This window comes from Desulforamulus hydrothermalis Lam5 = DSM 18033 (assembly GCF_000315365.1).
Taxonomy (GTDB): Bacteria; Bacillota; Desulfotomaculia; order Desulfotomaculales; family Desulfotomaculaceae; genus Desulfotomaculum; species Desulfotomaculum hydrothermale.
In genome coordinates, this window is sequence record NZ_CAOS01000013.1 from 194,754 (window position 1) to 220,571 (window position 25,818).

Sequence of the window (25,818 nt, forward strand, 5' to 3'; positions counted from 1 at the left end):
CATAATTAGCTGTTTATATTGCCAGCGTTTATTTCATCAAGGTAATTGTATATTGTATACCTTGAAACGCCCAGCTCTCTGGCAACTACATCTACTGCACCCTTAATGCTGAAAACTTTGTTTTTATCCAAACAATCTTTACTTTTTCTTCTTTACTAAGCAAAGCAGTGGGCTTGTCTACCAGATCCAGGGCCTTTTGCACCATTACATTCAAAAAATCGCCTACGTTTTCCGGAAAACTTTCCGGCGATTGGTCGGTTTCTACATAAGATAATTCTTCTAACAGCTTTTTGGTTACATCCAAATGGGTTAAATCAATGTTTAGACAAAGGGCCCCGATGACCCGGTTATTTTCGTCCCGGATCAGCATGGTGGAAGATTTCAGTTTTCTGCCGTCTCTGGTGGTGGTTAAATAGTTAATAATGCTGTCAACCTGTTGATCACTGTGGAGATACTCCATCAATAGGTCAGTGGCCGGCGAGCCGACGCTCCGGCCGGTAACGTGCCCGTTGGCAATGGCAATGATGCTGGCTTCTGCATGGGATACATCGTGCAAAACCACCTCGCAATGGCGTCCCAAACTGCGTCCCAGTCCCTCCACCACCGGCAAGTAGCTTTTAATAATGGGATGGAAATCTTGTTGCAACTTTTTCAGTTTTATTCCCTCCCCCCTGTAAAAAATCCCTTACTTGTTAATGATATTACAAATACTCTTAAAAAAAGTCAATAATACTTAAAAAATTTTAATAAAAATTTTTAAAGATGCTGCAATGTGTCGAAAAGATGTGGGTGGAAAATAATTTTCCAAATTGCCACAAACAGTCATAAATGGACAAATATCAAATATCTTTAAAACAACAAGCAAAATGAACTGTTAACGGATTAGGCAGGCATTAAATTTTCTGTCATAAAGCGCCCTGACAGTCATATATATATAATGTTAATGTATGCCAATGGAAAAAAATTCAGGGAGGAAGGGACTACCTTCCTTCTGCAAAGTAATTGGTTTTTCCTGTCTCTACGGTCCATCATCGCGGAGGAGGGATGCAGTATTTCAAGATAAATTTCCCTATCATTTTAGGAACTTTGAAGGAGGGGATAATCATTTATGGATAAGCTGGATATCTTCCGCGATATAGCGGAGCGGACCGGGGGAGATATCTACCTCGGTGTGGTGGGGGGCGTGCGAACCGGCAAATCCACTTTTATTAAAAGATTTATGGAACTGGTTGTCATCCCTAATATTAAAAATGTTTATGATAAAGAACGGGCCAAGGATGAGCTGCCGCAAAGCGGTGCCGGCAGAACCATTATGACTACCGAACCTAAATTTGTGCCAAATGAAGCAGTGGAAATTGCTGTTAATCCCAATCTTAAAATCAGGGTAAGACTGGTGGATTGCGTGGGTTACCGTGTACTGGGGGCGCTGGGTTATGAAGAAGAAGACGGTCCCCGGATGGTAACCACCCCCTGGTATGAAGAACCCATTCCTTTTCAAGAAGCGGCAGAAATCGGTACCCGTAAAGTGATCTCCGAACATTCTACCATCGGGGTAGTGGTTACCACCGACGGCAGTATTACAGATATTCCCAGGGAAAACTATGTTGATGCGGAAGAACGGGTGGTGGAAGAACTTAAGGATATTAACAAGCCCTTTGTGATTCTGTTAAACTCCATTAAACCCCAGGCAAATGATACCCTGCAGTTGGCCGCCGAGTTGGAAGAAAAGTATGATGTACCGGTACTGCCTATTGACTGCGCGGAATTAAAACAACAGGATATACTTAAAATTCTTGAGCAAGTGCTGTTTGAATTTCCGGTTAATGAAGTCAATATCAGCCTGCCTCTTTGGATTGAGGAACTGGAAAGCAAACACTGGCTCAGGCAGAGCTTTGAAGATGCGGTCAGAGATACCGTACGCCATGTACGCCGCTTGAGAGATATTGAAACAGCGGTAAACAGTCTGGATAGTTATGATTTTGTGCATCAGGTAAATCTCAAGCAGATGGATATGGGAACCGGATCTGCTTCCATTGAAATGGTTGCAAAACCGGAGCTGTTTTATCGGGTTCTGGCGGAAGAAACCGGTTTTGCAATTGAAGGTGATCACCACCTGTTCCGGTTGATGAAAGATTTGGCCGTGGCCAAACGGGAATACGACAAAGTAGCAACTGCCTTGCAGGAAGTACGGGATACCGGTTATGGTGTTGTTACACCCAGGTTGGATGAAATGAACCTGGAGGAACCGGAATTAATTCGTCAGGGAAATCGTTTTGGTGTTAAGCTGAAAGCCAGCGCACCTTCGTTGCACATTATTAAGGCAGATATTACCACTGAGATTACCCCCATTATCGGCACAGAGAAACAATGTGAGGAATTAGTTCAGTATATGCTGGCAGGTTTTGACGAAAATCCACAGAAAATCTGGGAATCCGAGATCTTCGGTAAAAGCCTGCATGATCTGGTTCGGGAAGGCATTCAGAATAAGCTGCACCGGATGCCGGAAAATGCTCAGGTTAAATTGCAGGAGACTTTACAAAGGATTGTTAATGAAGGCAGCGGCGGTCTAATTTGCATTATCATTTAATTTAATTAGTCAGGCAAAACTCCGCAGACGGGCAAGGGTCTGTGGAGTTTTGTTTTGGCAATCTTATTTTACATACAATTTTTAAGCAAGAAAGAGAAATACTAATATCAGAGTGCGGCAAAGTTCATAAAGGCTGCCCAAACACATCATGCGGGAATATTTAAAAACTGCAGCTAAAATCTGAATTTTGTAAAAATGTGTAAATTATTTATTTGATTAAGAAATATAAAGTAAAATAAAGATTGCAGTGGATATTTTAAGAAAAAAGATATAATTTTAGGCATAATCAATTTGAAGGGTTATTCTTGTAGTGTTATAATGTCTACTGTGAAAGGATAAATATCCACTGAAAACGGACTGAGGGGTAGGGCGTGCCGTGTCAAAAAAAGAGTTGCGATACTTCCTGGTACAAGAGGATATTCTCCCGGAAGCCATTTTAAAAACCGTTATGGCCAAAGAATTGTTGTTAAGGGGTGAAGCGCACACCGTAAATGAAGCGGTAGAAAAGGTGGATTTAAGCCGCAGCGCTTTTTATAAATATAAGGATAAAGTATTTCCCTTTCACCAGTGGAGCAAAGGGAAAATTGTCACCCTGGCCTTGATTATGGAACACCGTCCCGGTGTTCTCTCCACGGTATTAAATATCATTGCTTCTGTCAAGGGCAGTATATTAACCATTAACCAAAACCTGCCCTTACAGGGGCTGGCCAATGCCACTCTGTCAATTGAAACAGCAGAAATGAACCAGGATTTGGAGGAATTGCTGCGCATAATCGGTGAGGTGGCAGGAGTGCGCAATGTGCGCCTGTTAGGCCAGAATTAACCGGTGTGGGAAAGGAGAAACCTATGGAACAAGTTATAAAAATAGGTCTGTTGGGTCTTGGTACCGTTGGCCGCGGTGTATACCGCATCCTGGCCGAAAACCGGGAAAATATCAGGCAAAGGGTCGGTATCGGGCTGGAAATTAAAAAAATTATGGTGCGCAATTTAGATAAAGACCGGGGACTTTCTTTACCGGAGGGTATTCTGACCACCAATATTCAGGATATTACCAATGATCCGGAAATTAAAATTGTGGTGGAAGTGTTGGGAGGTATTCAACCGGCACTGGACTATGTTTTAGAGGCCCTGAACCGTGGCAAAAGTGTCGTGACAGCCAATAAAGATATGGTGGCAGAGCACGGCCAGAGACTTTTTAAAGCAGCCCAGACCAACCAGTGCGATTTATTGTTTGAGGCCAGCGTGGCGGGAGGTATCCCGATTATTCGCACCTTAAAACAAAGTCTGGCCGGAAATCGCATTGATGAAGTTTTTGGCATTATTAACGGTACCACCAACTATATGCTGACTAAAATGACTCAGGAAGGCTGCGATTTTAAAGATGTTTTGCAGGAAGCCCAGGCCAAGGGTTATGCGGAAGCTGATCCCACGGCTGATGTGGGAGGCTTTGACGCGGCGAGAAAAATTGCTATTTTAGCCTCTATTGCCTTTAATACCAGGATACCGCTGCAGCAGGTCTATACAGAAGGCATTACCCATATTACCCCGCAGGATATTTTATACGCTAACGAACTAGGATATATCATTAAATTACTGGGTATTGCCAAAAATCGACCGGAAGGCGTTGAAGTAAGAGTTCACCCCACGTTTATTCCGAAAGACCATCCCCTGGCTGCGGTGGGCGATGCTTTTAACGCTGTTTTTGTCCGGGGTAATGCGGTGGGAGATACCATGTTTTATGGCCGGGGCGCCGGCGAACTGCCCACTGCCAGTGCGGTGGTGGCAGATATTATGGATGCGGCCCGGGATATTATACGCAACGTGCCGGGTATTATAGGTTGCACCTGCTTTAAGCAATTGCCGGTGCTGCCTGTCGGTGAAACACTCAGCAAGTATTATATCAGGTTGCGGGTAGCCGATAAACCCGGCGTACTGGCTTCCATTGCGCTGGTTTTCGGCAACAAAGAAGTTAGTCTTAAATCCGTAATCCAGAAAGAAGCTACCGGCAAAACAGCCGAGCTGGTACTGGTAACCCACCGGGTACAAGAACAAAATGTGCAGGATGCTTTGATGGATATCAAGCAGCTTTCTTCCGTAATGGAAGTGGCTAATGTAATCAGGGTGGAAGGAGAAGAATAACTGTCTTTATGAATAACATTCGCGTTTTGGTACCGGCTACCACAGCCAATATGGGACCGGGTTTTGATTGCCTGGGAATGGCGCTGGGGCTTTATAATGAAGTGCATATGGCCCTGTCACCCGGCAGGCTGTCTATAGATGTGGAAGGGGAAGGGGCAGCTGATATTGAGAAGGATGATAAAAATATTGTCTGGCAGGCTGCCCGGCGGGTTTTTCAGGAGATTGGCCAGGCCAATCCCGGCCTTTCTATTAAACTAATTAATAAAATACCCACCGCCCGTGGCCTGGGCAGCAGTGCGGCGGCCATTGTCGGGGGCCTGGTGGCGGCCAACCGCTTAACCGGGGATACCCTGTCCCGGGACAGGCTGTTAGCCTTGGCCACAGAGCTGGAAGGCCACCCGGATAATGTAGCGCCGGCTTTGTTAGGGGGAGCAGTGGTATCGGTAATGGCCGAGGGAAAGGTACATTACCTGAAAATTAATCCCCCTGAAGAATTAACTGCGGTGGTGGCTGTCCCGGATTTTCCGCTGTCCACCCAGGCAGCCCGGGCTGTGCTGCCGGCGCAGGTAAGCCTGCGGGATGCGGTTTATAACCTGAGCCGTACCGCATTACTGGTAGGCGCCCTCTGCGCAAAACGGCTGGATTTGCTTTACATAGCCTCCCAGGATGCGTTGCACCAACCTTACCGGACCCCCTTGATTCCGGGCCTTAATCAGGTTATCCAGGCGGCCAATGGGGCGGGTGCTTTAAGTGTTACCCTGAGTGGTGCCGGCCCCACTGTAATTGCGCTTACTGACGGTAAAAGTAAAGGAATTGCCGACGCAATGCAAAAAGCTTTTGAACAAGCCGGTGTCAGCTGTCGTATCAGTGTGCTGAAGCCGGCAGTTGAAGGAACCAAAATTTTATGATTAAATAACTTTATGCAAGTAAAGAATTAAATCACCAGAGAGGCGGTAGCAAAATGCTGGTTGTCAAAAAATTTGGCGGCAGTTCAGTGGCCAACCCCGAACGCATAAAAAGAGTCGCCAAACGGGTTGTGGAAGAACACCAAAAGGGAAATCAGGTGGTGGTGACGGTTTCCGCCATGGGGGATACCACAGATGATTTGATTGCTTTAATGAAACAGGTCACCAACAACCCTTCCGAGCGGGAAGTAGATATGTTGCTCTCTACCGGAGAGCAGGTTTCCATTGCCCTGTTATCCATGGCTATCCGAGATTTGGGTTCGGATGTTATTTCTCTTACGGGTGGGCAGGTAGGTATTTATACCGATGATGTGCACACCAAAGCAAAAATACTTAAGATTGAAACCGGTCGTGTAATGCAGGAGCTGAACCGGGGCCGGGTGGTGGTGGTGGCCGGCTTCCAGGGTATTAATCCGAACAATGATATTACAACGCTGGGTCGTGGTGGCTCAGATACCACCGCCGTAGCCCTGGCAGCCGCTTTGCAGGCAGATGTGTGTGAAATCTTTACCGATGTGGATGGGGTTTATACGGCGGATCCCAGAGTGGTGCCGGATGCCAGTAAACTTCCCCGTATTTCTTATGATGAAATGCTGGAGCTGGCCAGCCTGGGAGCCCAGGTATTGCACCCGCGTTCTGTGGAACTGGCCAAACAATACGGTATTCCCATTCATGTACGTACAAGTTTTGACTATAGCGAAGGAACTATTGTGGAGGAGGCCCCGAATATGGAAAATGCACCGGTGGTCAGCGGCGTGGCCCATGATTATAATGTCGCAAAAATTGGTTTGTTTGATGTGCCGGACAGACCCGGCATAGCCATGAAAATATTTAAGGCTTTGTCTGCCCAGAACATTAACGTGGATATGATTATTCAGAGCGCCATGCGCAACAACATGAATGATATAGGTTTTACTGTCACCCAGGACGATTTAAGAAAAACCTTGTTAACCATCGAAGCCATCCAAGAAGAAGTTGGCTTTAAAGGCTATACCCACGACGAAGATGTGGCAAAGGTTTCTATTGTGGGTGCCGGCATGATTTCCCACCCGGGCGTGGCTGCCGACATGTTTGAGGCATTGGCTGAAGAAGGCATTAACTTAGAAATGATTACCACTTCGGAAATTAAGGTTTCCTGTGTTATTAAAAGATCTGAAACCCAAAAGGCCGTCCGGGCCCTGCACAAAAAATTTAAGCTGGACAACCTGGAAGAAGCCATTAAGTACGGCAAATAAGACTGGCTTGAACGGAACAAAAGTATAAAATTTTATTCCCAAATGAAAGTATGCTCCCTTGATGGCAAACGTTGAAAATCCGTTTACCATCAAGGGAGCTTTTTTGAAAAAAATCCGGTTTGCCAAAATACTTGGTTGACTATTGTTGAGCGCATTGTTTTTCCACGATAATGCGGCCCAACTCCCGGGAACGCTGGGTAGCCCGCAAAACCGCCCGGCGAATGACGCCTTGAAAATTCCCCTTGTTTAATTCATTAATACCGGCCATGGTGGTCCCGTTGGGGGAGGTTACCTGTTGCCGTAATACTTCGGGTGGTTCGCCTGTTTCCAAAAGCATTTTGGCAGCTCCCACCAATGTTTTTAAGACCAGGGGTCTGGCTAATTCTCTGGGTATGCCGGCATTTTCCCCGGCTTTTTCCAGGGCTTCCACCAGGTAATAAATATAAGCCGGACCGCTGCCGGACAAGCCTGTTACTGCGTCCAGCAGAGTTTCCTCCAAGATGACCACTTCGCCCATTTTGCGAAAAATTTCTGCCGCCAGCCCCAACTGATCCTGATTGGTATAACGACCGGCACACAGACCGGTGGCTGATTCCAATACGGCACAGGAAGTATTGGGCATGGCCCGCACCACAGGTACGGCCAGGCCCAGTCCGTCCTCAATCAGTGAGGTGGGAATACCGGCCAGCACAGAAATAATCAGTTGATTTTCCTTGACCGCCCCTGTCAGTTCTTGCAGAGCAGAATAGATATCCTGGGGTTTCATGGCCAGAATAATGACATCTGCCTCACCGGCAGCAGATTTTTTATTATCAACCGGGACAATGCCGTAATAGTTGCGCAAGAAGTTTAATCGTTCCTGGTTGCTGCGGTTAGACACCCGGATATCCCCCGGACGCACGGTACCGGTAGACAGCAGGCCTTTAACCATAGATTCACAGATATTGCCGGCGCCTACAAAAAAGAAAGTCTTTCCTTCCAGCATGTGCAATCCCCCTTTAATTTTATGAACGAACTTGGCCGGTTCCCCTGACCACATATTTATAGCTGGTCAGTTCCCTGAGCCCCATGGGGCCGCGGGCATGCAGTTTCTGGGTGCTGATGCCGATTTCGGCGCCAAAACCATATTGGAAGCCGTCCGTAAAACGGGTGGAGGCGTTGTGGTAAACTGCCGCCGCGTCCACCAGCTTTAAAAACCGGGAGGCAGTTTCCTGATTATTGGTAACAATACTTTCTGAATGACCTGTGCCGTAGGTTTGAATATGCGCCAGTGCTTCTTCCAAGGTTGCCACGATTTTAACAGCCAGTACGGGTGCCAGAAACTCGGTGGACCAATCATCCCGGTCTGCCAATTTGACGTCCGGCTGAAGTTCCAGCACAGCCGGGCAGCCGCGAATTTCCACGCCCCTTTGGCGTAGGGCTTGCAGGGCTTCCGGCAGCCAGGCAGCGGCAATGTTCCGGTGCACCAGGAGAGTTTCGGCGGCATTGCAAACACCATAGCGCTGGCACTTGGCATTCAGAATAATTTCCAGAGCCATAGCAGGATCGGCATCTTTATCCACATAGACATGGCAATTTCCGACGCCGGTTTCAATCACCGGTACGGTGGCGGTTTCCACCACCCGTTTAATCAGGCCGGCGCCACCCCGGGGAATAACCAGATCTAATAAACCGTTGAGGCGCAGCATTTCATCCACCGCAGACCGGTCTTCGGTATCGATAAACTGTACTGCAGCTACCGGCACAGCAGTGCCTGCCAGCCCCTTTTTAATCGAGTTTACCAGTGCCCGGTTGCTGTTCAAGGCGCTGGAGCTGCCCCTTAACAGCACTGCGCTGCCCGCTTTTAAACACAGGGCGCAGGTATCCACCGTTACATTGGGGCGGGCTTCATAAACCATGCCGATTACACCCATAGGAACCCGTACTTTATCAATAAGTAAACCATTGGGGCGTTGCCATGACTCTGTTATTTCCCCTACCGGGTCAGGCAATGCGGCTACCTGCTTAACACCTTCTACCATATCATCAATGCGGGCGGCGTTCAGGGCCAGACGGTCCAGCAGAGCAGGACTGAGGCCAGCCTGTTTGCCCCTGGCCAGATCCTCCTGGTTAGCGTACAGGATGCTGTCTTTGTCTGCCAGCAGTTGTTGGGCAACTTTCAGCAAAGCAGAATTTTTATCTGCGGTTGTCAGGGTGGCCAGCTGTCTGGAGGCTTCTTTGGCTTGACGTGCCAACTCTCTTACGATTGACATAATGAAAAACTCCTTTCGCAAACTAACCAATCTCGATGAATAACTTCCAAGCCACGTTGGGGATTTTTTATAACCAGTTTCAGGTCATCGGATGACAGGTTGGAAATGCCGCGGGCCAATTCAATCCCCCGGTCGTCCTCTACCGCCACCACACTGCCGGCGGGAAAGGTTCCTTTTACTGCGGTGACACCTACTGCCAAAAGGCTTTTATTGTCTTCAGTCAATGCTTTGACAGCCCCCCGGTCAATGGTCAGGGTGCCTCTGGCCACACTGCCAAAGGCAATCCATTGTTTGCGGCTGCGCAAACAGCGGGGTGACGGTTCAAAGCAGGTGCCTGGCCGTTCGCCCGCTGCCACCGCGAGAATGACCGAAGGATCTTTGCCGCAGGTAACCACCGTACGCACACCGCTGCGGGCAGCAATGCGGGCGGCAGCCAGCTTGGTGCGCATGCCGCCGGTACCTACCGGGCTACCGCTGCCGCCGGCTGCCTGCATAATGTTTTCATCTACCTGGCGAACCACCGGGATTAACCTGGCCTGCGGGTCTTTACGGGGATCACCGCTGTACAGACCGTCTATATCTGTCAGGATAACCAGCAGTGCGGCTTCCACCAATCCTGCCACCAAAGCACTCAGGGTATCGTTATCGCCAAAACGTATTTCAGCAAAAGCTACCGTGTCGTTTTCATTAACAATCGGCAGCACTTGACGATTCAGCAACACGTTAAATGTGTTGCGGGCATTTAGATAGCGACGGCGGTGCGCCAGATCTTCTTTTGTTAATAACACCTGGCCTACCTGAATACCCCTGGCCTGAAACAAGTCGTTATATTTTTCCATCAACAGGCCCTGCCCGACAGCGGCAGCAGCCTGCCTTTCCGGCATGGTTAAGTTGGAGCGGTGCCAACCCAGTTGCCCCAGACCGGCAGCCACTGCTCCGGAAGAAACCAGGACCGGCTGCCAGCCCCGGCGCAAAAGCTCAGTTATGGCATCAGCCAGGGCAGCCATACGGGAGTCATCCAGTAATCCTTTGCTATCAGTCAGGCTGCTGCTGCCGATTTTTATGACAATTCGTTGACAGTGATCCATACTTGCACCCCCTGCAGTTTCCAAAACAAAAACCCTTCCGTCCCAAAAGGACGAAAGGGTTAACTTTCGCGGTACCACCTTTATTAATGCATAGCATGTAAAAGGCAAAGCAAAGCTATGCATTCACTCACTGCCCTTTATCGGAGGCAAAACCGGTTCGGTTAATTCCCGAACAACTCCGGAGCGGGTTTCAAAACCTTGGCCTGAGGAACCTTCCAGCCGCTGAGTTCCACTCTCTGTCAGACATGGGGTTTTTACTGTTCTCCATCATGGTCTGGATATTATGATGTTGCCACAATTATAACGATTTTAAAATGCCTCTGTCAAGTAAAGCGTTATATTACTTTAATAATCTAAAATTTTGGCACCGTTTAATTTTTGGCACCATGCGGAAAGAAGCTACATAAAATGCATTAGCAAGAAGATGGAGGAATTAATTTTGTTAGAAATAATAAAAGTATGTGAGCGGCGTCATTGGCAAAAATTTATGGAGGTACCTTGGCAAATTTATGCCAGGGATCCGCTTTGGACACCGGCTCCCTGGGATTCCCGGCTGCAACTGTTTAACCCGCAAGCCAATCCTTTATTAAGTCATGTGCACCTGGAATGTTTTTTAGCCTTTGCTGATAATGTACCGGTTGGCCGTATTGCTGCCATTACCGATGACCTGCTGAATGATCAAAGAATTGGTTTGTTTGGCTGTTTTGAAACTGTTAACCACCCTGAGGTGGCACGGGAACTTATTAAAGCGGCTTGCCGGAGTCTGGCCGGGCAAGGAAAAACTCTGGTACAAGGACCGGTTACTTTGAATACCAGCCAGCAGGTGGGCTTGTTGGTGGAAGGATACAACATACCACCGCAACCGATGATGCCCTATAACCCGCCCTATTATGCAGAATTGCTTGAACAAAACGGTTTTGGCAGGTTGCTGGACTTATACTCTTACCTCTGGAGGGCGGAATTTTTCAGAGAAAATAATAAGCTGGCCCGGGTGGCGGCCAGGGCAGCCGGTATTCCCGGCCTGCAAATACGCAGTTTTAAGTATTATGATCTTTATGGAGAAGCTAAAAAGTTAGCAGATATTCACAACCGGTCTATGACCAACCAGTGGGGTTTTGTGCCTATGGACCAGTCAGAGGCGGCTCAGTTTCTGGCTGGATTAAAAGATTACACCGATCCGGAAATGTTAATTATGTGTGAAGTAAAAAAACAACCGGTGGGCATCTGCCTGATGATGCCGGATATAGGCCCGCAGCTGCGGGCGGCCCGGCGGGCAGGTTTATTTGGCAGCCTGTCGGCCTTCAGCCGATCCAGGTCTTTGCGGGTAGGCGTGCTGGCAGTCATACCGGACTACCGGCGTAGAGGAGTGGTGGCCCTGTTAATAAAAAAAGCCATGGAAACAGCAATAAAAAAAGGATACCGACAAGCTGAGCTTTCCCTGATTATGGACACCAACCAGGATATGAACAGCATTGTTGCTTCTCTGGCGGGCAGTCAGGTGTATAAGAAATATCGCGTTTATGAAAAAGCTATTTTAACTGACCGCTGACAAGCAATTACTCTGTCAAACATATAACAGGCAGAAAAATATGGATGAGAGGAGTTAAAATATGTTTCGCTTACCGCCTTTCGGGGATCCGCGTATTGCACTGTTTGGTCTGACTATGTTTACACAGGCTAATCCGGGCTTGGAAAAACAGCTGGAGGTTTTTGCCAACATCCTGGCAGCTACCCGCAATTCACTTTCTGCTATTCGCAGCGAAATGCATAATTTTGAAGCATCCATGCTTTCTCTGGCAACACCGAAAACCGCTTATACCACGCAACCGGTTCATGAAACCGCTGGCCCAAATGATGCAGCTGCCGGCCACAGCTCTGCCAACTATAGCCAGACCAACTTTCAACAACCAACCGTCCAACCGGAACAGACCTATACCAATATGCAAACAATGGAGGTTAATACAGAACAACAAACTCGGTTAAGAGAAACATTGGAAAACATGATTAAACAAAATCCGGATAAATTAACGGAGTTTTTAGATGATCTGGAGCGATTGATCAAGAAATACCGATAACTTGTTTTACCGCTTTGGCAGACGGGAAATCAACTTGCTATAAGGTTGACAAAAATTATCGGTGGTTTATGATCCCCTTTGGCTCCGGTCTACGCACTGACAGCACTGTGATTTGCTCCGGTCGCCCTTGGGGTCGCCGGGCCGGGAGCGCACCTCCAGGTGTCGCCCACATCCTGTGGGCGCTAAGGGCTCCTTTCGCTTATCAAGTGCTGTTACCGTGCTTGGACAAGTCGCCGACAGGGGAACATAAAACCACCTCACCTTGTTTGACAATCTTTGTCTACAGCTTGAAGTTTCTATGGTTATGTGACCATAGATTTTTGTTTTTTAAGAAGGAGTTTTGCAAATAATGTCGAATAAGCACAGACTGGAAACTTTGCTTGCAAAACTTACGATAGAGGTGGTGAGATCAATGCCAATCTTTGAATTTTCCTGCAAAGTTTGTGGTAAAGAATTTGAAAAACTCCAACTGGCAGGTCGGGAGGAAAAAGTAACCTGTCCCCAGTGTGCCAGTGAGTCTGTTGAGAAAAAAATCTCAGCGCCTTTTTTACCCAGTTCGGTTGGCAGACCGGCAGACAGTGGTTCCTGTAATCTTGCCAAAGCACCCAAGTCAGACGGATGTGGAGCCGGCGGTTGAGGCATTTAAAACCGTTACGGTTCGTAACGAATAAGTTAAACCGGGCAAAGCCCGGTTCAGAGTGTTGACAAACATCAGCGGTGGTTTATGATCCCCTTTGGCTCCGGTCTACGCACCGACAGCACTATGATTCGCTCCGGTCGCCCTTGGGGTCGCCTCAAACGGCCCCTCCTGGCCCGGTTCGGCTGGCGCCCACGTCCTGTGGGCGCCACCCCAATGGCTCCTTTCGCTCATCAAGTGCTGTGACCGGTGCTTCGACAAGTCGCCGACCGGGGATCATAAAACCACCTCACTTTGTTTACAACCTTTGTCTACAGTCTGAACCGGGTAAAGCCCGGTTTTTGTTTTGCCCTGTGTTTTGCAATTCTAACCAAACTCTCAACCGGAATATAGTAAGAAAAACGGGCAGAGAGGGTGTACGAGGTTGCTTGAAGTATTGCATGGGTTGACCGCGTTGCTTGTTTTGTTAGGCACCTTAATACTTTTAATACACTCATCAACCCCATTGACACAATGGCCCCAAAAAAGGCTTTTGCTGCTGGGGCGGGCAACCGGTATGATTAAATATTCGCTGCTGTTTATCGCCCGCTTGCCCCTGGCGTTACTTCTGTTTCTGATTATTTACGGTCTGTTGCTGTCTTTTTACTATTGGTCGCAGAGAGTACAAGCGGATCTGGTGGTCATTCTTGGTTTAAGTATTATAACGGCCATGCTGTCTCTGGCTATGTTGGCCCTGTTAATGGCACCCATTATTTTTATTACTCAAAAATTGCTTTTTGACAGCGAGATTGAATTGCGTGTTTTTCGAATAGCGGTTTATTCTATTTTGGTACCCTTTCTATACATTTTTTTGATTAATGATCTGCCTGCGTCTGTTTCTTTGCTGCAAGGGGTTATGCTGGCCGGACTTATCTTAAATTTTTATCACATATTTAAAGGGATTTTAATTTGCCTGCAGGCGCCGGGTGCTATGTTTACTTATTTAGATAAACGTTTTGTTCCTGTGTTGATGATAATTTCTTGGTTGCTGGTAATCATTTTTAATCTTTTTGTAATGGTATTTTTAGTTGCCCGAACCAATCCGCCGGCTTTTGTTGACAGCTGCGGACCGGTAAATCAGCCTTTGCGCCTGCTGTATTTTACCGTAATAACCTTCACCGGCGTGGGCTATGGCGATATTACCCCCCGGGGGAATACGGCAGAATTTATTGTAATGCTGGTTTCAATTACCGGTTTTCTGTACGCTGCCTTATTTATCGGCGGTATATTGGCTGTTTTTTCCGGCAGCAGAAAAGAGTAGTTCTGATACCGGCAGCCGATTATAATTATCGGTATAGATACCGGGCATTAATTTGCCTGTGGTGGAGGTTATGAACTTTGCGAATTGAGACACTTGACGTTTTTTTTCCACAGCCTTTAGCTCAGGTTTACATAAGCAATTTTTTAAAGGTCAGCCGTTTTTTTACTTACGATCCGGGGCAACTGTCACAGCTCGCCAAACGACTTAGTTATTTGTCTGCCCGCCGGCAGAAAAACCATAATTATAAAACGTTGGCGGCTGTTCTACGGCAGGATAATTTACAGTTAGGGTGCAGTGAGCAAACCTTACACCATATCAGCCTGTTAGAAACAGGCCGGGCGGTGGCTTTGGTGACCGGCCAGCAACCCGGCCTGCTGACCGGACCGCTTTACACGGTTTATAAAGCCATGGGAACCATTGTATTGGCCCGGCAACTTTCTGCCCAGTTAAAAATTCCGGTGGTACCGGTATTTTGGATTGGTGCGGACGATCATGATTTTGCAGAGGTAAATCATATTTTTGTGCCTAACGCCCGGGGACCGCAAAAAATTGCCTTAGCATATAAGCCTGCCGGACGCTGTTCGCTGGGGCATCTGCCGGTCCCGCCGGAGATATTTGAGTTCCTGCAGCAGCTGGAGCAACTGACACCGCCCATTGGCTGGCAGCAGGAAGGTCTTGCTTTGCTAAGGGAGACCGCCCGGCAGTCGGCTGATCTTGCTCAGTGGTTTGGCAGGTTAATGACTTTTCTTTTTAAAGATGACGGTTTAATTCTTGTAAACCCGGTGTTACCGCCTCTGCGCGAACTATCGGCAGGTGTATTTTACCGAGCGGTAAACACGGCACCGGCTGTCAACTGCCTGCTGCAATTAGCCTGTGACCGGGTTGCAGCGGCGGGCTTTACACCCCAGGTTGCGAGCGAGGCAAATAAGCTGCACTTGTTTATGTATATAAACGGGCAGAGAACCGCTTTGTATTTAAAAAATGACAGGATCAGCGACCGCCAGGGTAACCATACCTGGCTGCCGGAGCAACTGGCTGAGCTAACCTTAAGCCGGCCGGAAAGTTTCAGCCCGGACGTTGTTTTGCGGCCGGTGGTTCAGGAAGCATTGTTGCCGGTGCTGGGCTATGTGGCAGGTCCTGGGGAGATTGCTTATTGGGCTCTGCTGAAAAATATTTTTCAACATTTCGGGCTGGAAATGCCTCCGGTATTCCCGCGTCCCAGCTTCATTTTGGTAGAGCCGCCGGTGGGAAAAATCCTGGGCAAGTATCAAGTTTCCCTGAACCTGTTGCCGGAAGGTTTGGAGGGATTTATGGCAGATTATATTAAACAGGCAGACCCGGTGGGTATTGATGAATTGTTTAATAATTTGCGCTCTGTCATTAAAGAAGAACAAACAAATCTTGTGCAAAAAGTAACCCAAATAGATCCGACACTTAAGGGAGCGGGTAAAGAAAATTTGCGGCGTTTAATGCGGGTGGTTAATTCCTTTGCCGATAAGGTAAAACAGCGTCATCGCAAAAACAACGAGACAGCTTTGCGCCAGCTTAAAAAAGCAAATGAGATGCTTTGTCCCATGGGACAACAGCAGGAGCGGGTATATAACATATTTCCGTACTTAATGAAATACAGTCCGGGCTTACTTCAAGCAATCTACCCTGCCGTCCGTTTGTATGATGGGCGACAAAAAATTATATTTTTTAATTGAGAAAGTATTCACTTTCTCACAAAAATGGAATAAAATATTGCAAAGGGGAAAAAGGAGGTAGGCAGGGATGAAGTACCGGCTCAACGTGATAGAAGCAATTAATCGGTTTCGGGAATTTAATTTATCGGTTGCCCCGGTGCCGGGTACCAGTAAATATTGCATTTCTTTTCCAGAGGGGCGCTCCACCTTGTTAAAAGAAAAGATGCTTATAGAAATAGCAGGCAAACTGAAAGGTGAGCAAGCAAGCGAAATATTCCAGCACCTGCAAGCCTCCGCACGCTAGCAAAAATTAAAATCAATGAGGGTGTTGTTCCCTAAGACCGGCTTTAGGGTAACACCCTCTTTATATTAATATTAATAACAAGACCGCCCGCTTATTGTTGATGCGGGTTACTTATTGCGCTTGGTTTGCGGTGCCTGCGGGCATACGACAATTGAGACAGCGCCTTTTAATAAAATATATGGTATAATTCCCGTAAAATAATGTTAAAAGCAGCCGGGAGGCAGTAAAATGTTGGCAGTTAGTTTTTTCTTCGCACTGGCAGGGTGCATAATGTTTGTGACGGGAGTTGTAGCTCTTTTAATTAATCGTTTAACCGGTCAGAATTGGCCCCCAAAGAAGTGGTTTATTTTATCCGGCAGCGGTTTTCTGGCCATTATTTTAAGTATGTTAATGGCCATGACCTGATACAAGGAACCCGGCAAGGCAACATTTAATAAGACCGGTAAAGCTAGGCACTTAACTCGCTGATAATATTTTGCCAGGTTTGGGGTTTCACATAGCGGTACCGGTGTCCGTTATGATAATAATCATGCCCCTGCAAGGCCCTTTTTGTCAGGGTGGCGGGTCCGTCGCGCCTAACCACTTGATAAATGGCCAGCATTAGTTCGGGATGAATATTGCTGTCTACCTGGGTGGTGAACAACCACAACAAACCAGGTACTTTTTTTATGCCTACCGGCGAGATAATGCCGGCAGCCAGAGCCCGGATTACTTCCTGATCGTCTTTACGCCTTTCTAAACGGGTTTCTTCAAAAGCCTGCAGTAAGGTAGTAGGCTGACCATGAATATTAATATTGCCCACCAGGTTACTGGCTTTTTCAATCACAGGTTGATCAAAGGTAATATGTCCGTCAATCTTAATGTGCAGGGCGTGCTCCAGTTTTTCTTGTAAGCCCTTTCTTCCTTCGCAAGACCACACATTTGCTACCGTACTTGGCTTGTCAACCAATTCCAGCCGGGCAAAAACAGGTACGCTGAGGATGCCTATACGGCCGTTATAGGGGTTAAAAATTAATAAAGTAACAGCTTTTAAATTGTGCCGGTCTGTCCAAATGCATAATATGTTTGCGTTATTATGCTGTTGGCGGGCTGCCGCAGGCAACGGACATGCGGCAAATAAAAGCATAACGGCTAAAAGCATGGTTATTAGCAGTTTTTTCTTCATAACCCATAGTATGCCGGGTTAATAATCGGTTTATTACCGTTTAAAAAATAATTATATATAATTCCTTATGGATCAGTTAACCTCCCTGGTCTAACTGGCAAACTCCGCCAGTTTGCCGGCAAAGTCTTTCATTTCATCAGCCATTTTGCCCAGCTGTAAGACAGCTTGCCCCACTTGTTCGGTGGTGGTTGTTTGCATTTGAGCGATGCTGCTGGTTTCTTCGATGCCGGCGATAATGGTTTTCATAGATTCCTCAATATTTCCTAAGATGGTACTGATTTTTTTGGCGGAAACAACACTGTCCTCGGCCAGTTTGCGTACCTCATTGGCTACCACCCCAAAACCGCGGCCATGGTTACCGGCCCTGGCGGCTTCAATGGCAGCATTGAGACCCAGTAATTTTGTTTGATCAGCCACTTTTTTAATAAACTCAATGACTTCATCGGTATCCTTAATATGTTTTTCGGCCTGGGATACCGCACTGTTCAGTTTTTCACAATGGCTGCCCAGGGCTCGGGTAACCGCATCGATGGCGGCCGGGACGCTTTGTACGGTGGTGTTTAAACCTTCTGCCATGCCTGCCAGCTGCTGGGCCTGGGCCCTTAATTCCTGAGCCGCTTCTTCCTGGCTTTTGGCCACGGTATACATTAACTTGCTGATCATGGCATCAGCCAGGTGAGTGGTTTCCTGCTTGTGTTCCATGATGGCCTGGTTAACTGCAGCATTGCCGGTTACATCCAATACCACATCCAGATTCGGCAGTTGCAGGAGCTGCTTAAAATCTGTAAAGACAGGGATACCTGATTCCCTGGCGGCCACAAGGGCAGGTGCGTTTTCGTTAATATCTGCAATGCCGACTACACTAATTTCTGATAAGGAGGACATTAGCCGCAGCATAGCTAATCCGCCTCGGCCGCCACCTACAATGCCTACTCGCATCAATCTTATTAACCTCCTCTTAAGTGGTTAAAGAATGTATTCTCGACAGACTTTTGTTTTCCTACCATACAGTTCAAATATTTTCAAATATTGCATAAATTTATACACAAAACTTGTATCCCGGGCGAGGGTTTGCTATGGTAATGGGGAGAAAATATCACAAGGAGTGATAAATGATGGTTTATTGGGCTAAAGAAGGCCGGGAGAATACCGAGGCCACTATCCGGGCAGCCCTCAAATATGCGGCGGAAAAAGGCATTGATTATCTTGTGGTGGCTTCCAGTACCGGCAGTACTGCCGAAAAGTTAATCAACTGCGGTAAACAAGTGGTTTGTGTAACTTACCAGGCCGGCTTTAAAGAAGCGGGGCAGTTAACCATGCAGCCGGCAGTGCGGCAGAGGTTGCAGCAGGCGGGCATTCCGGTATTGGCCACCACCCATCTGATGGCTGGCTTGGATCGGGCCCTGCGTTTTAAATTTCAGGGAGTTTATCCTTCAGAAATTATAGCTTATACGTTGCGCATGTTTGGTCAGGGTGTTAAAGTGTGTGTGGAGGTGGCTGTGATGGCTCTGGATGCAGGATTGATACCCTTTGGCCAAGAAGTGGTGGTGGTGGCGGGAAGCGGCCGCGGTGCGGATACGGCAGTTGCTATGGTACCGGCCCATTCCCAATATATTTTTGACAGTAAAATAACTGAAATTATTTGCAAACCACGTGATTTTTCTCATCACTAAGGTTGCTAGTCCTCTGAAACCGGCTTTGTGCCGGTTTATTTGTTTTATGACAAAAAATAAAACATAATACTTTAACTTTATACTTTGAAATTTCTAAAAAATATTGTCGGGTATTGTAGGGTGAAATATAATAAAAAATATTGTAAGAATTGGAGTGATAAGCATATGTTGCCAAGGTGGCGTGAAAAGTTTTTTACCATTCGCTCTAAATTGATGTTGGGATTTGGTGTGATATTGTTTCTTAATTTATTAATGGGTTTTGCTCTTTTGTACATGTTTGGGCAGGTAAATGCCTCATACAACAGGTTAATTTCCAGAGAAGTCAAAGTAATGAACGAAACCCAGGCTGCCCTGGTTAAATTTGAGCAGGCTGCTCTGGATTTGCGGGGATATATGCTTTCGGGGGATCCCAACTATATTATGCGGTATCAGGAGGAAATGGAAACTGCTCAAAAAGCTATTGATCAATTAGGTAAATCAATAACTTTTCCGGAAGGGAAAAATTATTTTAACACCTTATTAAAAGCGGTGGCAGATTTTAAGGTTTACGGAGACGGTGCGATTGTCTTAAAAAGACAATCCTTACTGGAAGCAGACCAACTGGCGGGTTACCGGCAAATTGAGGACTATCTTAACCAGGGCAAAGGGACCGTAGAACGTGTGGTGCAGGCAGGTAATGCCATCGTTTTATATATGGAGGATCAATTAAATAAAGGAAAACAGCATAATAACGAAATTTCCTTACAGGTAAAGCGTTGGGTTATAGGTGGGATGGCAGCTTCTGTACTCCTGGGCTTGGTTATCGCGGTACTCATTGTTAACATGATCAGCACGCCGGTGCGTGACTTAACACGGCAAGCCGGGCGAATTGCCGAGGGGGACTTAACGACCGATAAGGTGTGGGTAAAGAGCAAAGATGAGCTACAGATTTTGGCAAAAGCATTTAATAAAATGACCGGCAACTTAAGTAATATTTTATCGGAACTGAGGGAGAAGTCCTCTCAGGTGGCGTCGAGAGCCCAGCAGCTTACTGCCATTATCCAGCAAACATCATCCGGCATAACCGGATCAACAGCTGTCATGCACCAAATGGCCGCCACAGTGTCCCAAGTGGCAGACAATACTCAGAATGTTTCCCGCATGGCAGAGTCAGCCGGTGGACAGGCCAGAGAAGGGCAAACAGCTTTGGATAATATTCGTCTACAAATGGAACAAATTATTTTTGCCACCCGGCAGGTGGGCCAAGCCATTAATAACTTAAACCAAACCTCTCGGGCAGTATTTCAAATTGTTGATTTAATTACTGAAATTGCCGAGCAAACCAATTTGCTGGCACTCAATGCAGCAATTGAGGCAGCCAGAGCAGGCCAAGAGGGAATGGGTTTTGCGGTAGTGGCAGAAGAAGTAAGAAAACTGGCCGAAAGGTCAGCTAAAGCGGCCGGCGAAATCAGAGTGCTGATCACCGCCGTGCAAGAAGAGTCCGGCAAAGCGGTAAGTGCGATGGATAAGGGTGTCCGGGAAGTTGAGACAGGCAACCGGGTTCTTGCGCAGGTTGGGGTGGTGCTCGAATCCATTATTCAGTCAGTGCAGGATGTAGAGACCCAAATTCGGGAGGTTGCAGCAGCTTCTTAGCAGATGTCCGGCAGCGTTAGCGGTGCAGTAGCTGCTTTTGAGGAACAATCAGCCATTATGGAGGAACTTTCATCTATGGCAGATAGTTTCTCTGTCCTGGCCGGCCAACTGGCACAAATGTCCGGAACCTTCCGTTTAACCGACAGCGGGGAGAATTTGCACCAACAGCTTGAGGCAGGTTTAGAGCAGACAAAAAATATTACTTAAGAACAAAACCCATCAGGCACCTGGAAGATACGGGGGGCAGGTTGTAGAGTACATGACAAACCTGCCCCATTGTATTGTTATTTAAAAATTGTTACCTTAGGTAATATAATCCTTGCCTGACTGCCGAAACTTTTTATTTGTTTTTACGTCTTATTGCTATGACCGTTGTAAAGAAAGAAGGTTTTAATTTTGACTAAGCAAAGTAAAGGTGCCGGATTGCCCTTTTTGATAGGTTTACTGGGTTTGGTTGCCTTGGTGGCAGGCGTTGTATCAGGTTTTTGGATTTTTCAGCTGAACCATGCCGAGGCACAGTGCATCCCTCCCGGAATTTTTGTAGAAGGAATTGATCTGTCAAACCTGGACAGACGGCAGGCTGCCGCCAAATTGCAGCAATATGAGCAAACTTTGTTAAGCAAACAGATTCAGCTAAGCTATCAGGACCAAGCCTGGCACATGACACTACAAGAACTTGGCTTTATGGCGAAATCCGATGAAGTGCTGAATCTGGCTTTGCAGAATAATTTCAGTCTTTTACAGCAGCGGCTGCAGGCATACTTCCGGCCGGTAAGAAGAGACTATCATGTCACAATAGAAATTAATAAGGAACAAATGACTAAAGCGCTGGAATCGGTTGTGCGATCTATCGAACGTCCTGCCAGGAATGCCGAGCTGGTTATTTCAGATCACGGCAGGGTAATGATCCAGCCTGATCAAAAAGGTTATCAGGTTAACCTGGAGCAGGTTTACAAACAACTATTAAATACTGATATCAGACAGGCCAGTATACAAGTTAATCTTGCAGTTAACGAGTTAATAGCCGACAAAACCACCGCAGATATTGAAAAGTTGCGTATAAACGGTAAAATAGCGGAGTTTACCACTAAATTTGATGCCAACAATGTCAACCGGACTGTCAATATTCGTACTGCCGCTGCCCGTATCAACGGTGTGATGCTGGCACCCGGCCAAGAATTCTCTTTTAATAAAGTGGTTGGCGAACGCACCGGCAAAGCCGGTTACCGCCCGGCAGCAGTGATTGTTGCCAATAAATTTGAGGAAGCCCTGGGTGGCGGCATTTGCCAGGTTTCCACCACCTTGTATAATGCCATCCTGCTGGCCGGCTTAACTCCGGTGGAGCGTCATAACCACTCCCTGGCCATTGGCTATGTGCCTCTGGGGCGGGATGCGGCAGTGGCCTGGCAACAGCTGGATTTTAAATTTAAAAATACCCTGCCCGGACATCTGTACTTGCGTACTGTCGTGACAAGTGATGCCATTACTGTACAGGTATTTGGCGATACAGCCGCCAAAAAGGATATTGTTGTGCGCAGCTGGGTTACTGAGACCATTATGCCGGATCAGGTTATTAAAGAATATGATCCAGCCCTGCCGCCCGGAGAGGAAGTGACGGTTGCGCCGGCCTATGCCGGTTTTCGGGCTAAGGCAGAAAGAATTTTTAAGGAAAACGGTACTGTCGTTAAGCGAGAAGCATTACCGGACAGTTATTATCAGCCTCGTCCCAAAATAGTAAAAGTAGGGCAAAAAACTGAGCAAACTGACCCGAATTTACAGGCGGTTGAAACAGAGTTTTAGTTTTACGAACAGAATTTGCTCAGCTAAGTCTAAATTGGCCGGTGGCACCTGCCCACAGAATCTGTTAGAATAAGTATTAACCTTTAATCAGATGTAAAGGTTTAATCTTTGACTTAGCACGGGAGGTTAACATGCCAAACCTTGGAATTATAGATTTAGGTTCCAACTCCATAAGGCTTATATTAATGAAGATAGATGAAAACGGTTCTTATAAATTGTTGGATGAGATTAAAGAAACCGCCCGTATAGGTGAGAACATGGGGCCTGAAAGAGTAATCAAAGGACCGGCTGTTGAGCGGGCTGTGCAAACCATTAAGCTGTTGCAAAAGTTCTGTCGGGCTAACCGGGCTGACAACGTGCATGGAGTTGCCACAGCAGCCATCCGTTATGCGGTTAACGGCGGTGAAGTATTGGAAACCATCATGAAGGAAACCGGGGTATACTTCCGGATTTTATCAGATGAAGAAGAAGCTCGTTACGAATACCTGGGTGTCGTTAACAGTATGGAGTTCAAAGATGCTTTGCTGGTTGATATTGGCGGCGGCAGTACGGAACTGATTTTATGCCGGGACAAAAAAATTCTTCACTGGGCCAGCTTGCCCTTTGGTGCCGTTAATCTTACTGAAAATTACCTGTCCGGTGTGGTTCCCCAACCTGCGGAAATAAGAAGGTTGGAGGATTTTTTAAAGAACCAGTTTACTGCCATTCCTTGGTTGGAGTCTGCCCGCGGTTGGGAAGTTATTGGCATTGGCGGAACCGTACGAAACCTGGGACGCATAGACCGCAAACGTACTCGCTACAGCCTTAATTTGCTGCATAACTACCGACTGCATGCTGAACGGGTGAAAGAGATTTATCAGTATCTGCAAACGACAACCGTGGAAGAACGCAAGGCCGTGCCGGGTCTGTCCAAAGAAAGGGCAGACATTATTTTGGCCGGGGTAGCTGCCATTGCCAAACTGTTGGATTGCACCGGTGCTCCGGGAATCCGTGTTAGCGGTGAAGGTCTGCGGGAGGGGATTTTTTACGAATACTTGTTTCGGGATTGGCCCCAGCCGGTGGTAGAAAATGTTACGGAGCACAGCGTGCAAAACTTTATGGATCTCTATCAGGTGCGGCGTTACCATGCCGAACATGTGGCCAAACTTTCTCTTTCCTTGTTCGATCAGTTGCAGCCTTTACACGGATATGGTCTCTGGGAACGAAAAATTCTTCGCATTGCCGCTCTGCTGCACGACGTAGGGAATGTAGTAAGTTATTACAACCACCACAAGCATACCATGTATGTTTTGTTAAACGCCCGGCTTAACGGGCTTTCCCATCGGGAGTTGGTGCTGGTTGCCCTGGTTGCCGCCTGCCATGATAAGATGGATTTAAAATTTAAACTCCAACAGCATGCGGATGTATTATTTCCCCAGGATGGCAATCTGGTGCGCCGGTTGGGCGTTTTGCTCCGCATGGCGGAAAATTTAGATCGTACTGAGGCCGGTGTGGTGCAGGATGTCGTTTGTACCATCAAGGAAAACGAAGTACAGATAGATTGCATTGCTTTGGAAAATGCGGATTTGGAAATACGTGAACTTTATAAAAAAGTAACTAATTTTAATAAAGTCTTTGGCAAAAAATTTAAGTTTCCGAAAGACTAACTTAATTTTCAACCCGGGAGTTCTTAATTTATATGGGGCTGTTTGGTACATTTTGCTGCCCCCAAGTAAACCTTTACGCCGGATGAATTCAAATTTAAAATATGCAATTTATCTGTTGACTTTTAATATGGCTTTGGCTATAATAACACTTGTCGGCAGGGCAAGGTGCTCTGTATGACAAGTAAACAGATCGGGGCGTAGCTCAGTTTGGGAGAGCGCTACCTTGGGGTGGTAGAGGTCGCAGGTTCAACTCCTGTCGCTCCGACCAGTGGAATACCCCCACAAAAACCCGTGAATCCTTGAAATACAAGGCTTCACGGGTTTTTGATTGTTTGGCTGGCTCTGTGTCACTACTCCTCCCACCGGAGTAAGCGAGGTTCGGTATCAAGAATAGATTTATACTGCTCCATGACACCATATTTGCCTTCGGGATCCAGCTGCATATAGCGACGGTACTTTAACAGGCGGTCGGCAGGTTTCATCCAGCCTAAATGCTTTATTCTTAACGGGTTGGCACAACCTTTAAAAATTTTTATGTTAACCGGAAAACGACCACAGTGCTGGGGGGTAGTTAACCATTTATAAGGAAACCCAGGCTTATAACGTAACATAAAAGGGCGGTAGGTAAGATGTGCCTGCCAGTAAGTATCTTCGCGGTAGTGCTGTTCATCCCACATATCATATAGACGAAAATAGTAAACATCTATATCGGGGTCTAAAGTTAAAAGCGGTATTTCTTTAACAGCTTTATCCTCAAATTTTTCATCAGCATCTAAAATTAATATCCATTCAGCACCAGCCTTAACAGCCATATTCCATAATTGTTGGCGCAAAACAATTTCGTTGTTGAAGGAGGGCTGCTCGTTTGAAACAATAGTGCAGGGTATATTTGCCAGTGCTTTTTGACATACCTCCACTGTATTGTCTTCACTGGCATCGTCCAGAATAACAGCCTGGTCAATATACTGAGCAGCGTGTTCCAGAACTTCCTTGAGATATCTGTCTGCTTCGTTTCTTACCAGCATAGCCAGCGTGATGCCGGCTTTTTTCTGTTTATTGACGGCATGTTGGTGTGTAATTAATTGAGCCTCTGAGGCCAATATTTTTTCTTTGTACTTTGCCACTCCTGCCAGATCTGATTCACGATAAATATGATACGGTTCATAATGTGTATCGGCAAATAATTCAAATCCCAGGGCCGCTGCCCGGATACTAAAGTGGCGGTCTTCTCCCCAGAAACCTACATTATATATTTCGCTGAAGGATACTCCTTTGGCTATGGCGTGCCGGCTTATCAAAGTACAGGCTCCGACTCCTCCCACTTTGTAGGTGCCGGGAGCGGCCAGCATCTGAAAAAACTGCATTTGACGCCGGTTTACTTCCGTTTCATCCAATAGCTCTTGGCGGTTTTTCTGGTACAAACGGTAAGCATCACCCAGCCAGACTTGGGGTTGCAGGGGTAAATTGGGTTGCCAACGGGTCCAAAAAACCTCAGCCACAATATCTTTTTGCAGACTAATGAGATGCACAAGGGTTTTGGGGTGTAATATCAGGTCGGCATCCACCAGAAAAACATAATCATATTCTTGTTCCAGTGCCATGCGTAAAAATGTATTTTTGTAACTGGCAACTTGC

At 46.9% G+C, this 25,818-nt stretch carries 26 protein-coding genes, 1 tRNA gene and 1 other annotated feature; of the genes, 19 read left to right on the forward strand and 8 right to left on the reverse strand.

Annotation, left to right across the window (positions count from 1 at the left end):
• Nucleotides 1-5 precede the first annotated feature (5 nt).
• Nucleotides 6-131 (reverse strand): helix-turn-helix domain-containing protein, encoded by a 126-nt coding sequence (locus DESHY_RS14900; RefSeq protein WP_082210491.1) that lies wholly within the window; start codon nucleotides 129-131, stop codon nucleotides 6-8.
• Nucleotides 92-646, reverse strand: coding sequence for a helix-turn-helix transcriptional regulator (locus DESHY_RS11035; protein ID WP_008412777.1), 555 nt, complete (start codon nucleotides 644-646; stop codon nucleotides 92-94). The genes DESHY_RS14900 and DESHY_RS11035 overlap by 40 nt, the downstream gene beginning before the upstream one ends.
• Nucleotides 647-1,108: 462 nt before the next feature.
• On the opposite strand from DESHY_RS11035, the gene spoIVA reads away from it, so the two are divergent.
• The 5 genes from spoIVA (at nucleotide 1,109) to DESHY_RS11060 (ending at nucleotide 6,926) form a co-directional block, all read left to right on the forward strand.
• On the forward strand, nucleotides 1,109-2,587 hold the full coding sequence (gene spoIVA, locus DESHY_RS11040; protein WP_008412778.1) for a stage IV sporulation protein A: 1,479 nt from the start codon (nucleotides 1,109-1,111) through the stop codon (nucleotides 2,585-2,587).
• 376 nt (nucleotides 2,588-2,963) lie between these two features.
• Entirely contained in the window at nucleotides 2,964-3,410 is a 447-nt protein-coding gene (locus DESHY_RS11045) for an ACT domain-containing protein (protein WP_008412779.1), read from the forward strand.
• 23 nt (nucleotides 3,411-3,433) lie between these two features.
• Nucleotides 3,434-4,726 (forward strand): homoserine dehydrogenase, encoded by a 1,293-nt coding sequence (locus tag DESHY_RS11050; protein WP_008412780.1) that lies wholly within the window; start codon nucleotides 3,434-3,436, stop codon nucleotides 4,724-4,726.
• An 8-nt stretch (nucleotides 4,727-4,734) separates the two neighbouring features.
• Complete coding sequence (thrB, locus tag DESHY_RS11055) at nucleotides 4,735-5,634, forward strand: homoserine kinase (protein ID WP_008412781.1); 900 nt, start codon at nucleotides 4,735-4,737, stop codon at nucleotides 5,632-5,634.
• A 53-nt stretch (nucleotides 5,635-5,687) separates the two neighbouring features.
• On the forward strand, nucleotides 5,688-6,926 hold the full coding sequence (locus tag DESHY_RS11060) for an aspartate kinase (RefSeq protein WP_008412782.1): 1,239 nt from the start codon (nucleotides 5,688-5,690) through the stop codon (nucleotides 6,924-6,926).
• A 139-nt stretch (nucleotides 6,927-7,065) separates the two neighbouring features.
• Here DESHY_RS11060 and proC read toward each other — a convergent pair whose 3' ends face one another.
• The 3 genes from proC to proB are packed head-to-tail and all read right to left on the reverse strand — an operon-like array spanning nucleotide 7,066 to nucleotide 10,266.
• Nucleotides 7,066-7,911 (reverse strand): pyrroline-5-carboxylate reductase, encoded by an 846-nt coding sequence (gene proC / locus DESHY_RS11065; RefSeq protein WP_008412783.1) that lies wholly within the window; start codon nucleotides 7,909-7,911, stop codon nucleotides 7,066-7,068.
• Between the two features lie 19 nt (nucleotides 7,912-7,930).
• On the reverse strand, nucleotides 7,931-9,178 hold the full coding sequence (locus DESHY_RS11070) for a glutamate-5-semialdehyde dehydrogenase (RefSeq protein ID WP_048818090.1): 1,248 nt from the start codon (nucleotides 9,176-9,178) through the stop codon (nucleotides 7,931-7,933).
• On the reverse strand, nucleotides 9,166-10,266 hold the full coding sequence (proB, locus tag DESHY_RS11075) for a glutamate 5-kinase (RefSeq protein WP_008412788.1): 1,101 nt from the start codon (nucleotides 10,264-10,266) through the stop codon (nucleotides 9,166-9,168). The genes DESHY_RS11070 and proB overlap by 13 nt, the downstream gene beginning before the upstream one ends.
• A gap of 43 nt (nucleotides 10,267-10,309) precedes the next feature.
• Nucleotides 10,310-10,546: a binding site (T-box leader), on the reverse strand.
• Between the two features lie 159 nt (nucleotides 10,547-10,705).
• Here proB and DESHY_RS11080 point away from each other — a divergent pair.
• From DESHY_RS11080 to DESHY_RS14060, 8 genes are all read left to right on the forward strand, one after another.
• A complete protein-coding gene (locus DESHY_RS11080; protein ID WP_008412790.1) occupies nucleotides 10,706-11,815 on the forward strand; it encodes a GNAT family N-acetyltransferase in 1,110 nt (369 codons plus the stop codon).
• 61 nt (nucleotides 11,816-11,876) lie between these two features.
• Nucleotides 11,877-12,341, forward strand: a complete 465-nt coding sequence (locus DESHY_RS11085) for a hypothetical protein (protein ID WP_008412792.1) — start codon at nucleotides 11,877-11,879, stop codon at nucleotides 12,339-12,341.
• A gap of 412 nt (nucleotides 12,342-12,753) precedes the next feature.
• A complete protein-coding gene (locus DESHY_RS11090) occupies nucleotides 12,754-12,978 on the forward strand; it encodes an FmdB family zinc ribbon protein (protein WP_048818091.1) in 225 nt (74 codons plus the stop codon).
• Between the two features lie 87 nt (nucleotides 12,979-13,065).
• Nucleotides 13,066-13,224 (forward strand): hypothetical protein, encoded by a 159-nt coding sequence (locus tag DESHY_RS14310; protein ID WP_162829805.1) that lies wholly within the window; start codon nucleotides 13,066-13,068, stop codon nucleotides 13,222-13,224.
• 310 nt (nucleotides 13,225-13,534) lie between these two features.
• Nucleotides 13,535-14,278 (forward strand): ion channel, encoded by a 744-nt coding sequence (locus tag DESHY_RS11095; protein WP_082210492.1) that lies wholly within the window; start codon nucleotides 13,535-13,537, stop codon nucleotides 14,276-14,278.
• 77 nt (nucleotides 14,279-14,355) lie between these two features.
• Nucleotides 14,356-15,984, forward strand: coding sequence for a bacillithiol biosynthesis cysteine-adding enzyme BshC (gene bshC / locus DESHY_RS11100; protein WP_008412797.1), 1,629 nt, complete (start codon nucleotides 14,356-14,358; stop codon nucleotides 15,982-15,984).
• Between the two features lie 67 nt (nucleotides 15,985-16,051).
• The gene (locus DESHY_RS11105) at nucleotides 16,052-16,267 is read left to right on the forward strand and encodes a hypothetical protein (protein WP_008412798.1); all 216 of its coding nucleotides are present in this window, start codon (nucleotides 16,052-16,054) and stop codon (nucleotides 16,265-16,267) included.
• A 228-nt stretch (nucleotides 16,268-16,495) separates the two neighbouring features.
• Nucleotides 16,496-16,672, forward strand: a complete 177-nt coding sequence (locus tag DESHY_RS14060; protein WP_160162498.1) for a hypothetical protein — start codon at nucleotides 16,496-16,498, stop codon at nucleotides 16,670-16,672.
• A 43-nt stretch (nucleotides 16,673-16,715) separates the two neighbouring features.
• On the opposite strand, the gene DESHY_RS11110 is transcribed toward DESHY_RS14060, so the two are convergent.
• Both DESHY_RS11110 and DESHY_RS11115 read right to left on the reverse strand, forming a co-directional pair.
• Complete coding sequence (locus DESHY_RS11110) at nucleotides 16,716-17,432, reverse strand: LCP family protein (RefSeq protein WP_008412800.1); 717 nt, start codon at nucleotides 17,430-17,432, stop codon at nucleotides 16,716-16,718.
• Between the two features lie 90 nt (nucleotides 17,433-17,522).
• On the reverse strand, nucleotides 17,523-18,371 hold the full coding sequence (locus DESHY_RS11115; RefSeq protein ID WP_235695568.1) for a methyl-accepting chemotaxis protein: 849 nt from the start codon (nucleotides 18,369-18,371) through the stop codon (nucleotides 17,523-17,525).
• Nucleotides 18,372-18,547: 176 nt separating this feature from the next.
• On the opposite strand from DESHY_RS11115, the gene DESHY_RS11120 reads away from it, so the two are divergent.
• From DESHY_RS11120 to DESHY_RS11145, 6 genes are all read left to right on the forward strand, one after another.
• Nucleotides 18,548-19,105, forward strand: coding sequence for a pyruvate kinase alpha/beta domain-containing protein (locus DESHY_RS11120; RefSeq protein ID WP_048818092.1), 558 nt, complete (start codon nucleotides 18,548-18,550; stop codon nucleotides 19,103-19,105).
• 165 nt (nucleotides 19,106-19,270) lie between these two features.
• Nucleotides 19,271-20,737, forward strand: a complete 1,467-nt coding sequence (locus DESHY_RS11125; RefSeq protein ID WP_008412805.1) for a methyl-accepting chemotaxis protein — start codon at nucleotides 19,271-19,273, stop codon at nucleotides 20,735-20,737.
• Nucleotides 20,738-20,740: 3 nt separating this feature from the next.
• The gene (locus DESHY_RS11130) at nucleotides 20,741-20,944 is read left to right on the forward strand and encodes a hypothetical protein (protein WP_008412807.1); all 204 of its coding nucleotides are present in this window, start codon (nucleotides 20,741-20,743) and stop codon (nucleotides 20,942-20,944) included.
• Between the two features lie 189 nt (nucleotides 20,945-21,133).
• The gene (locus DESHY_RS11135; RefSeq protein WP_008412809.1) at nucleotides 21,134-22,537 is read left to right on the forward strand and encodes a VanW family protein; all 1,404 of its coding nucleotides are present in this window, start codon (nucleotides 21,134-21,136) and stop codon (nucleotides 22,535-22,537) included.
• Between the two features lie 131 nt (nucleotides 22,538-22,668).
• Nucleotides 22,669-24,183, forward strand: coding sequence for a Ppx/GppA phosphatase family protein (locus tag DESHY_RS11140; protein ID WP_008412811.1), 1,515 nt, complete (start codon nucleotides 22,669-22,671; stop codon nucleotides 24,181-24,183).
• Nucleotides 24,184-24,374: 191 nt separating this feature from the next.
• Nucleotides 24,375-24,451, forward strand: a tRNA-Pro gene (locus DESHY_RS11145).
• An 82-nt stretch (nucleotides 24,452-24,533) separates the two neighbouring features.
• On the opposite strand, the gene DESHY_RS11150 is transcribed toward DESHY_RS11145, so the two are convergent.
• Nucleotides 24,534-25,784, reverse strand: coding sequence for a glycosyltransferase (locus DESHY_RS11150; RefSeq protein WP_008412812.1), 1,251 nt, complete (start codon nucleotides 25,782-25,784; stop codon nucleotides 24,534-24,536).
• Nucleotides 25,785-25,818: the final 34 nt, after the last annotated feature.

Excerpts from the sequence above, each read along its gene's own strand:
- thrB (WP_008412781.1), top strand. The coding sequence starts at position 4,735 with ATGAATAACATTCGCGTTTTGGTACCGGCTACCACAGCCAATATGGGA.
- DESHY_RS11125 (WP_008412805.1), top strand. The coding sequence starts at position 19,271 with ATGTTGCCAAGGTGGCGTGAAAAGTTTTTTACCATTCGCTCTAAATTG.
- DESHY_RS11115 (WP_235695568.1), bottom strand. The coding sequence starts at position 18,371 with ATGCGAGTAGGCATTGTAGGTGGCGGCCGAGGCGGATTAGCTATGCTG.
- DESHY_RS14310 (WP_162829805.1), top strand. The coding sequence starts at position 13,066 with ATGATCCCCTTTGGCTCCGGTCTACGCACCGACAGCACTATGATTCGC.
- proB (WP_008412788.1), bottom strand. The coding sequence starts at position 10,266 with ATGGATCACTGTCAACGAATTGTCATAAAAATCGGCAGCAGCAGCCTG.
- DESHY_RS14060 (WP_160162498.1), top strand. The coding sequence starts at position 16,496 with ATGTTGGCAGTTAGTTTTTTCTTCGCACTGGCAGGGTGCATAATGTTT.
- DESHY_RS11095 (WP_082210492.1), top strand. The coding sequence starts at position 13,535 with ATGATTAAATATTCGCTGCTGTTTATCGCCCGCTTGCCCCTGGCGTTA.
- DESHY_RS11150 (WP_008412812.1), bottom strand. The coding sequence starts at position 25,784 with ATGGCACTGGAACAAGAATATGATTATGTTTTTCTGGTGGATGCCGAC.
- DESHY_RS11105 (WP_008412798.1), top strand. The coding sequence starts at position 16,052 with ATGAAGTACCGGCTCAACGTGATAGAAGCAATTAATCGGTTTCGGGAA.
- DESHY_RS11050 (WP_008412780.1), top strand. The coding sequence starts at position 3,434 with ATGGAACAAGTTATAAAAATAGGTCTGTTGGGTCTTGGTACCGTTGGC.
- DESHY_RS11060 (WP_008412782.1), top strand. The coding sequence starts at position 5,688 with ATGCTGGTTGTCAAAAAATTTGGCGGCAGTTCAGTGGCCAACCCCGAA.
- DESHY_RS11070 (WP_048818090.1), bottom strand. The coding sequence starts at position 9,178 with ATGTCAATCGTAAGAGAGTTGGCACGTCAAGCCAAAGAAGCCTCCAGA.
- DESHY_RS11085 (WP_008412792.1), top strand. The coding sequence starts at position 11,877 with ATGTTTCGCTTACCGCCTTTCGGGGATCCGCGTATTGCACTGTTTGGT.
- spoIVA (WP_008412778.1), top strand. The coding sequence starts at position 1,109 with ATGGATAAGCTGGATATCTTCCGCGATATAGCGGAGCGGACCGGGGGA.
- DESHY_RS11130 (WP_008412807.1), top strand. The coding sequence starts at position 20,741 with ATGTCCGGCAGCGTTAGCGGTGCAGTAGCTGCTTTTGAGGAACAATCA.
- DESHY_RS11090 (WP_048818091.1), top strand. The coding sequence starts at position 12,754 with ATGCCAATCTTTGAATTTTCCTGCAAAGTTTGTGGTAAAGAATTTGAA.
- proC (WP_008412783.1), bottom strand. The coding sequence starts at position 7,911 with ATGCTGGAAGGAAAGACTTTCTTTTTTGTAGGCGCCGGCAATATCTGT.
- DESHY_RS11140 (WP_008412811.1), top strand. The coding sequence starts at position 22,669 with ATGCCAAACCTTGGAATTATAGATTTAGGTTCCAACTCCATAAGGCTT.
- DESHY_RS11120 (WP_048818092.1), top strand. The coding sequence starts at position 18,548 with ATGGTTTATTGGGCTAAAGAAGGCCGGGAGAATACCGAGGCCACTATC.
- DESHY_RS11110 (WP_008412800.1), bottom strand. The coding sequence starts at position 17,432 with ATGAAGAAAAAACTGCTAATAACCATGCTTTTAGCCGTTATGCTTTTA.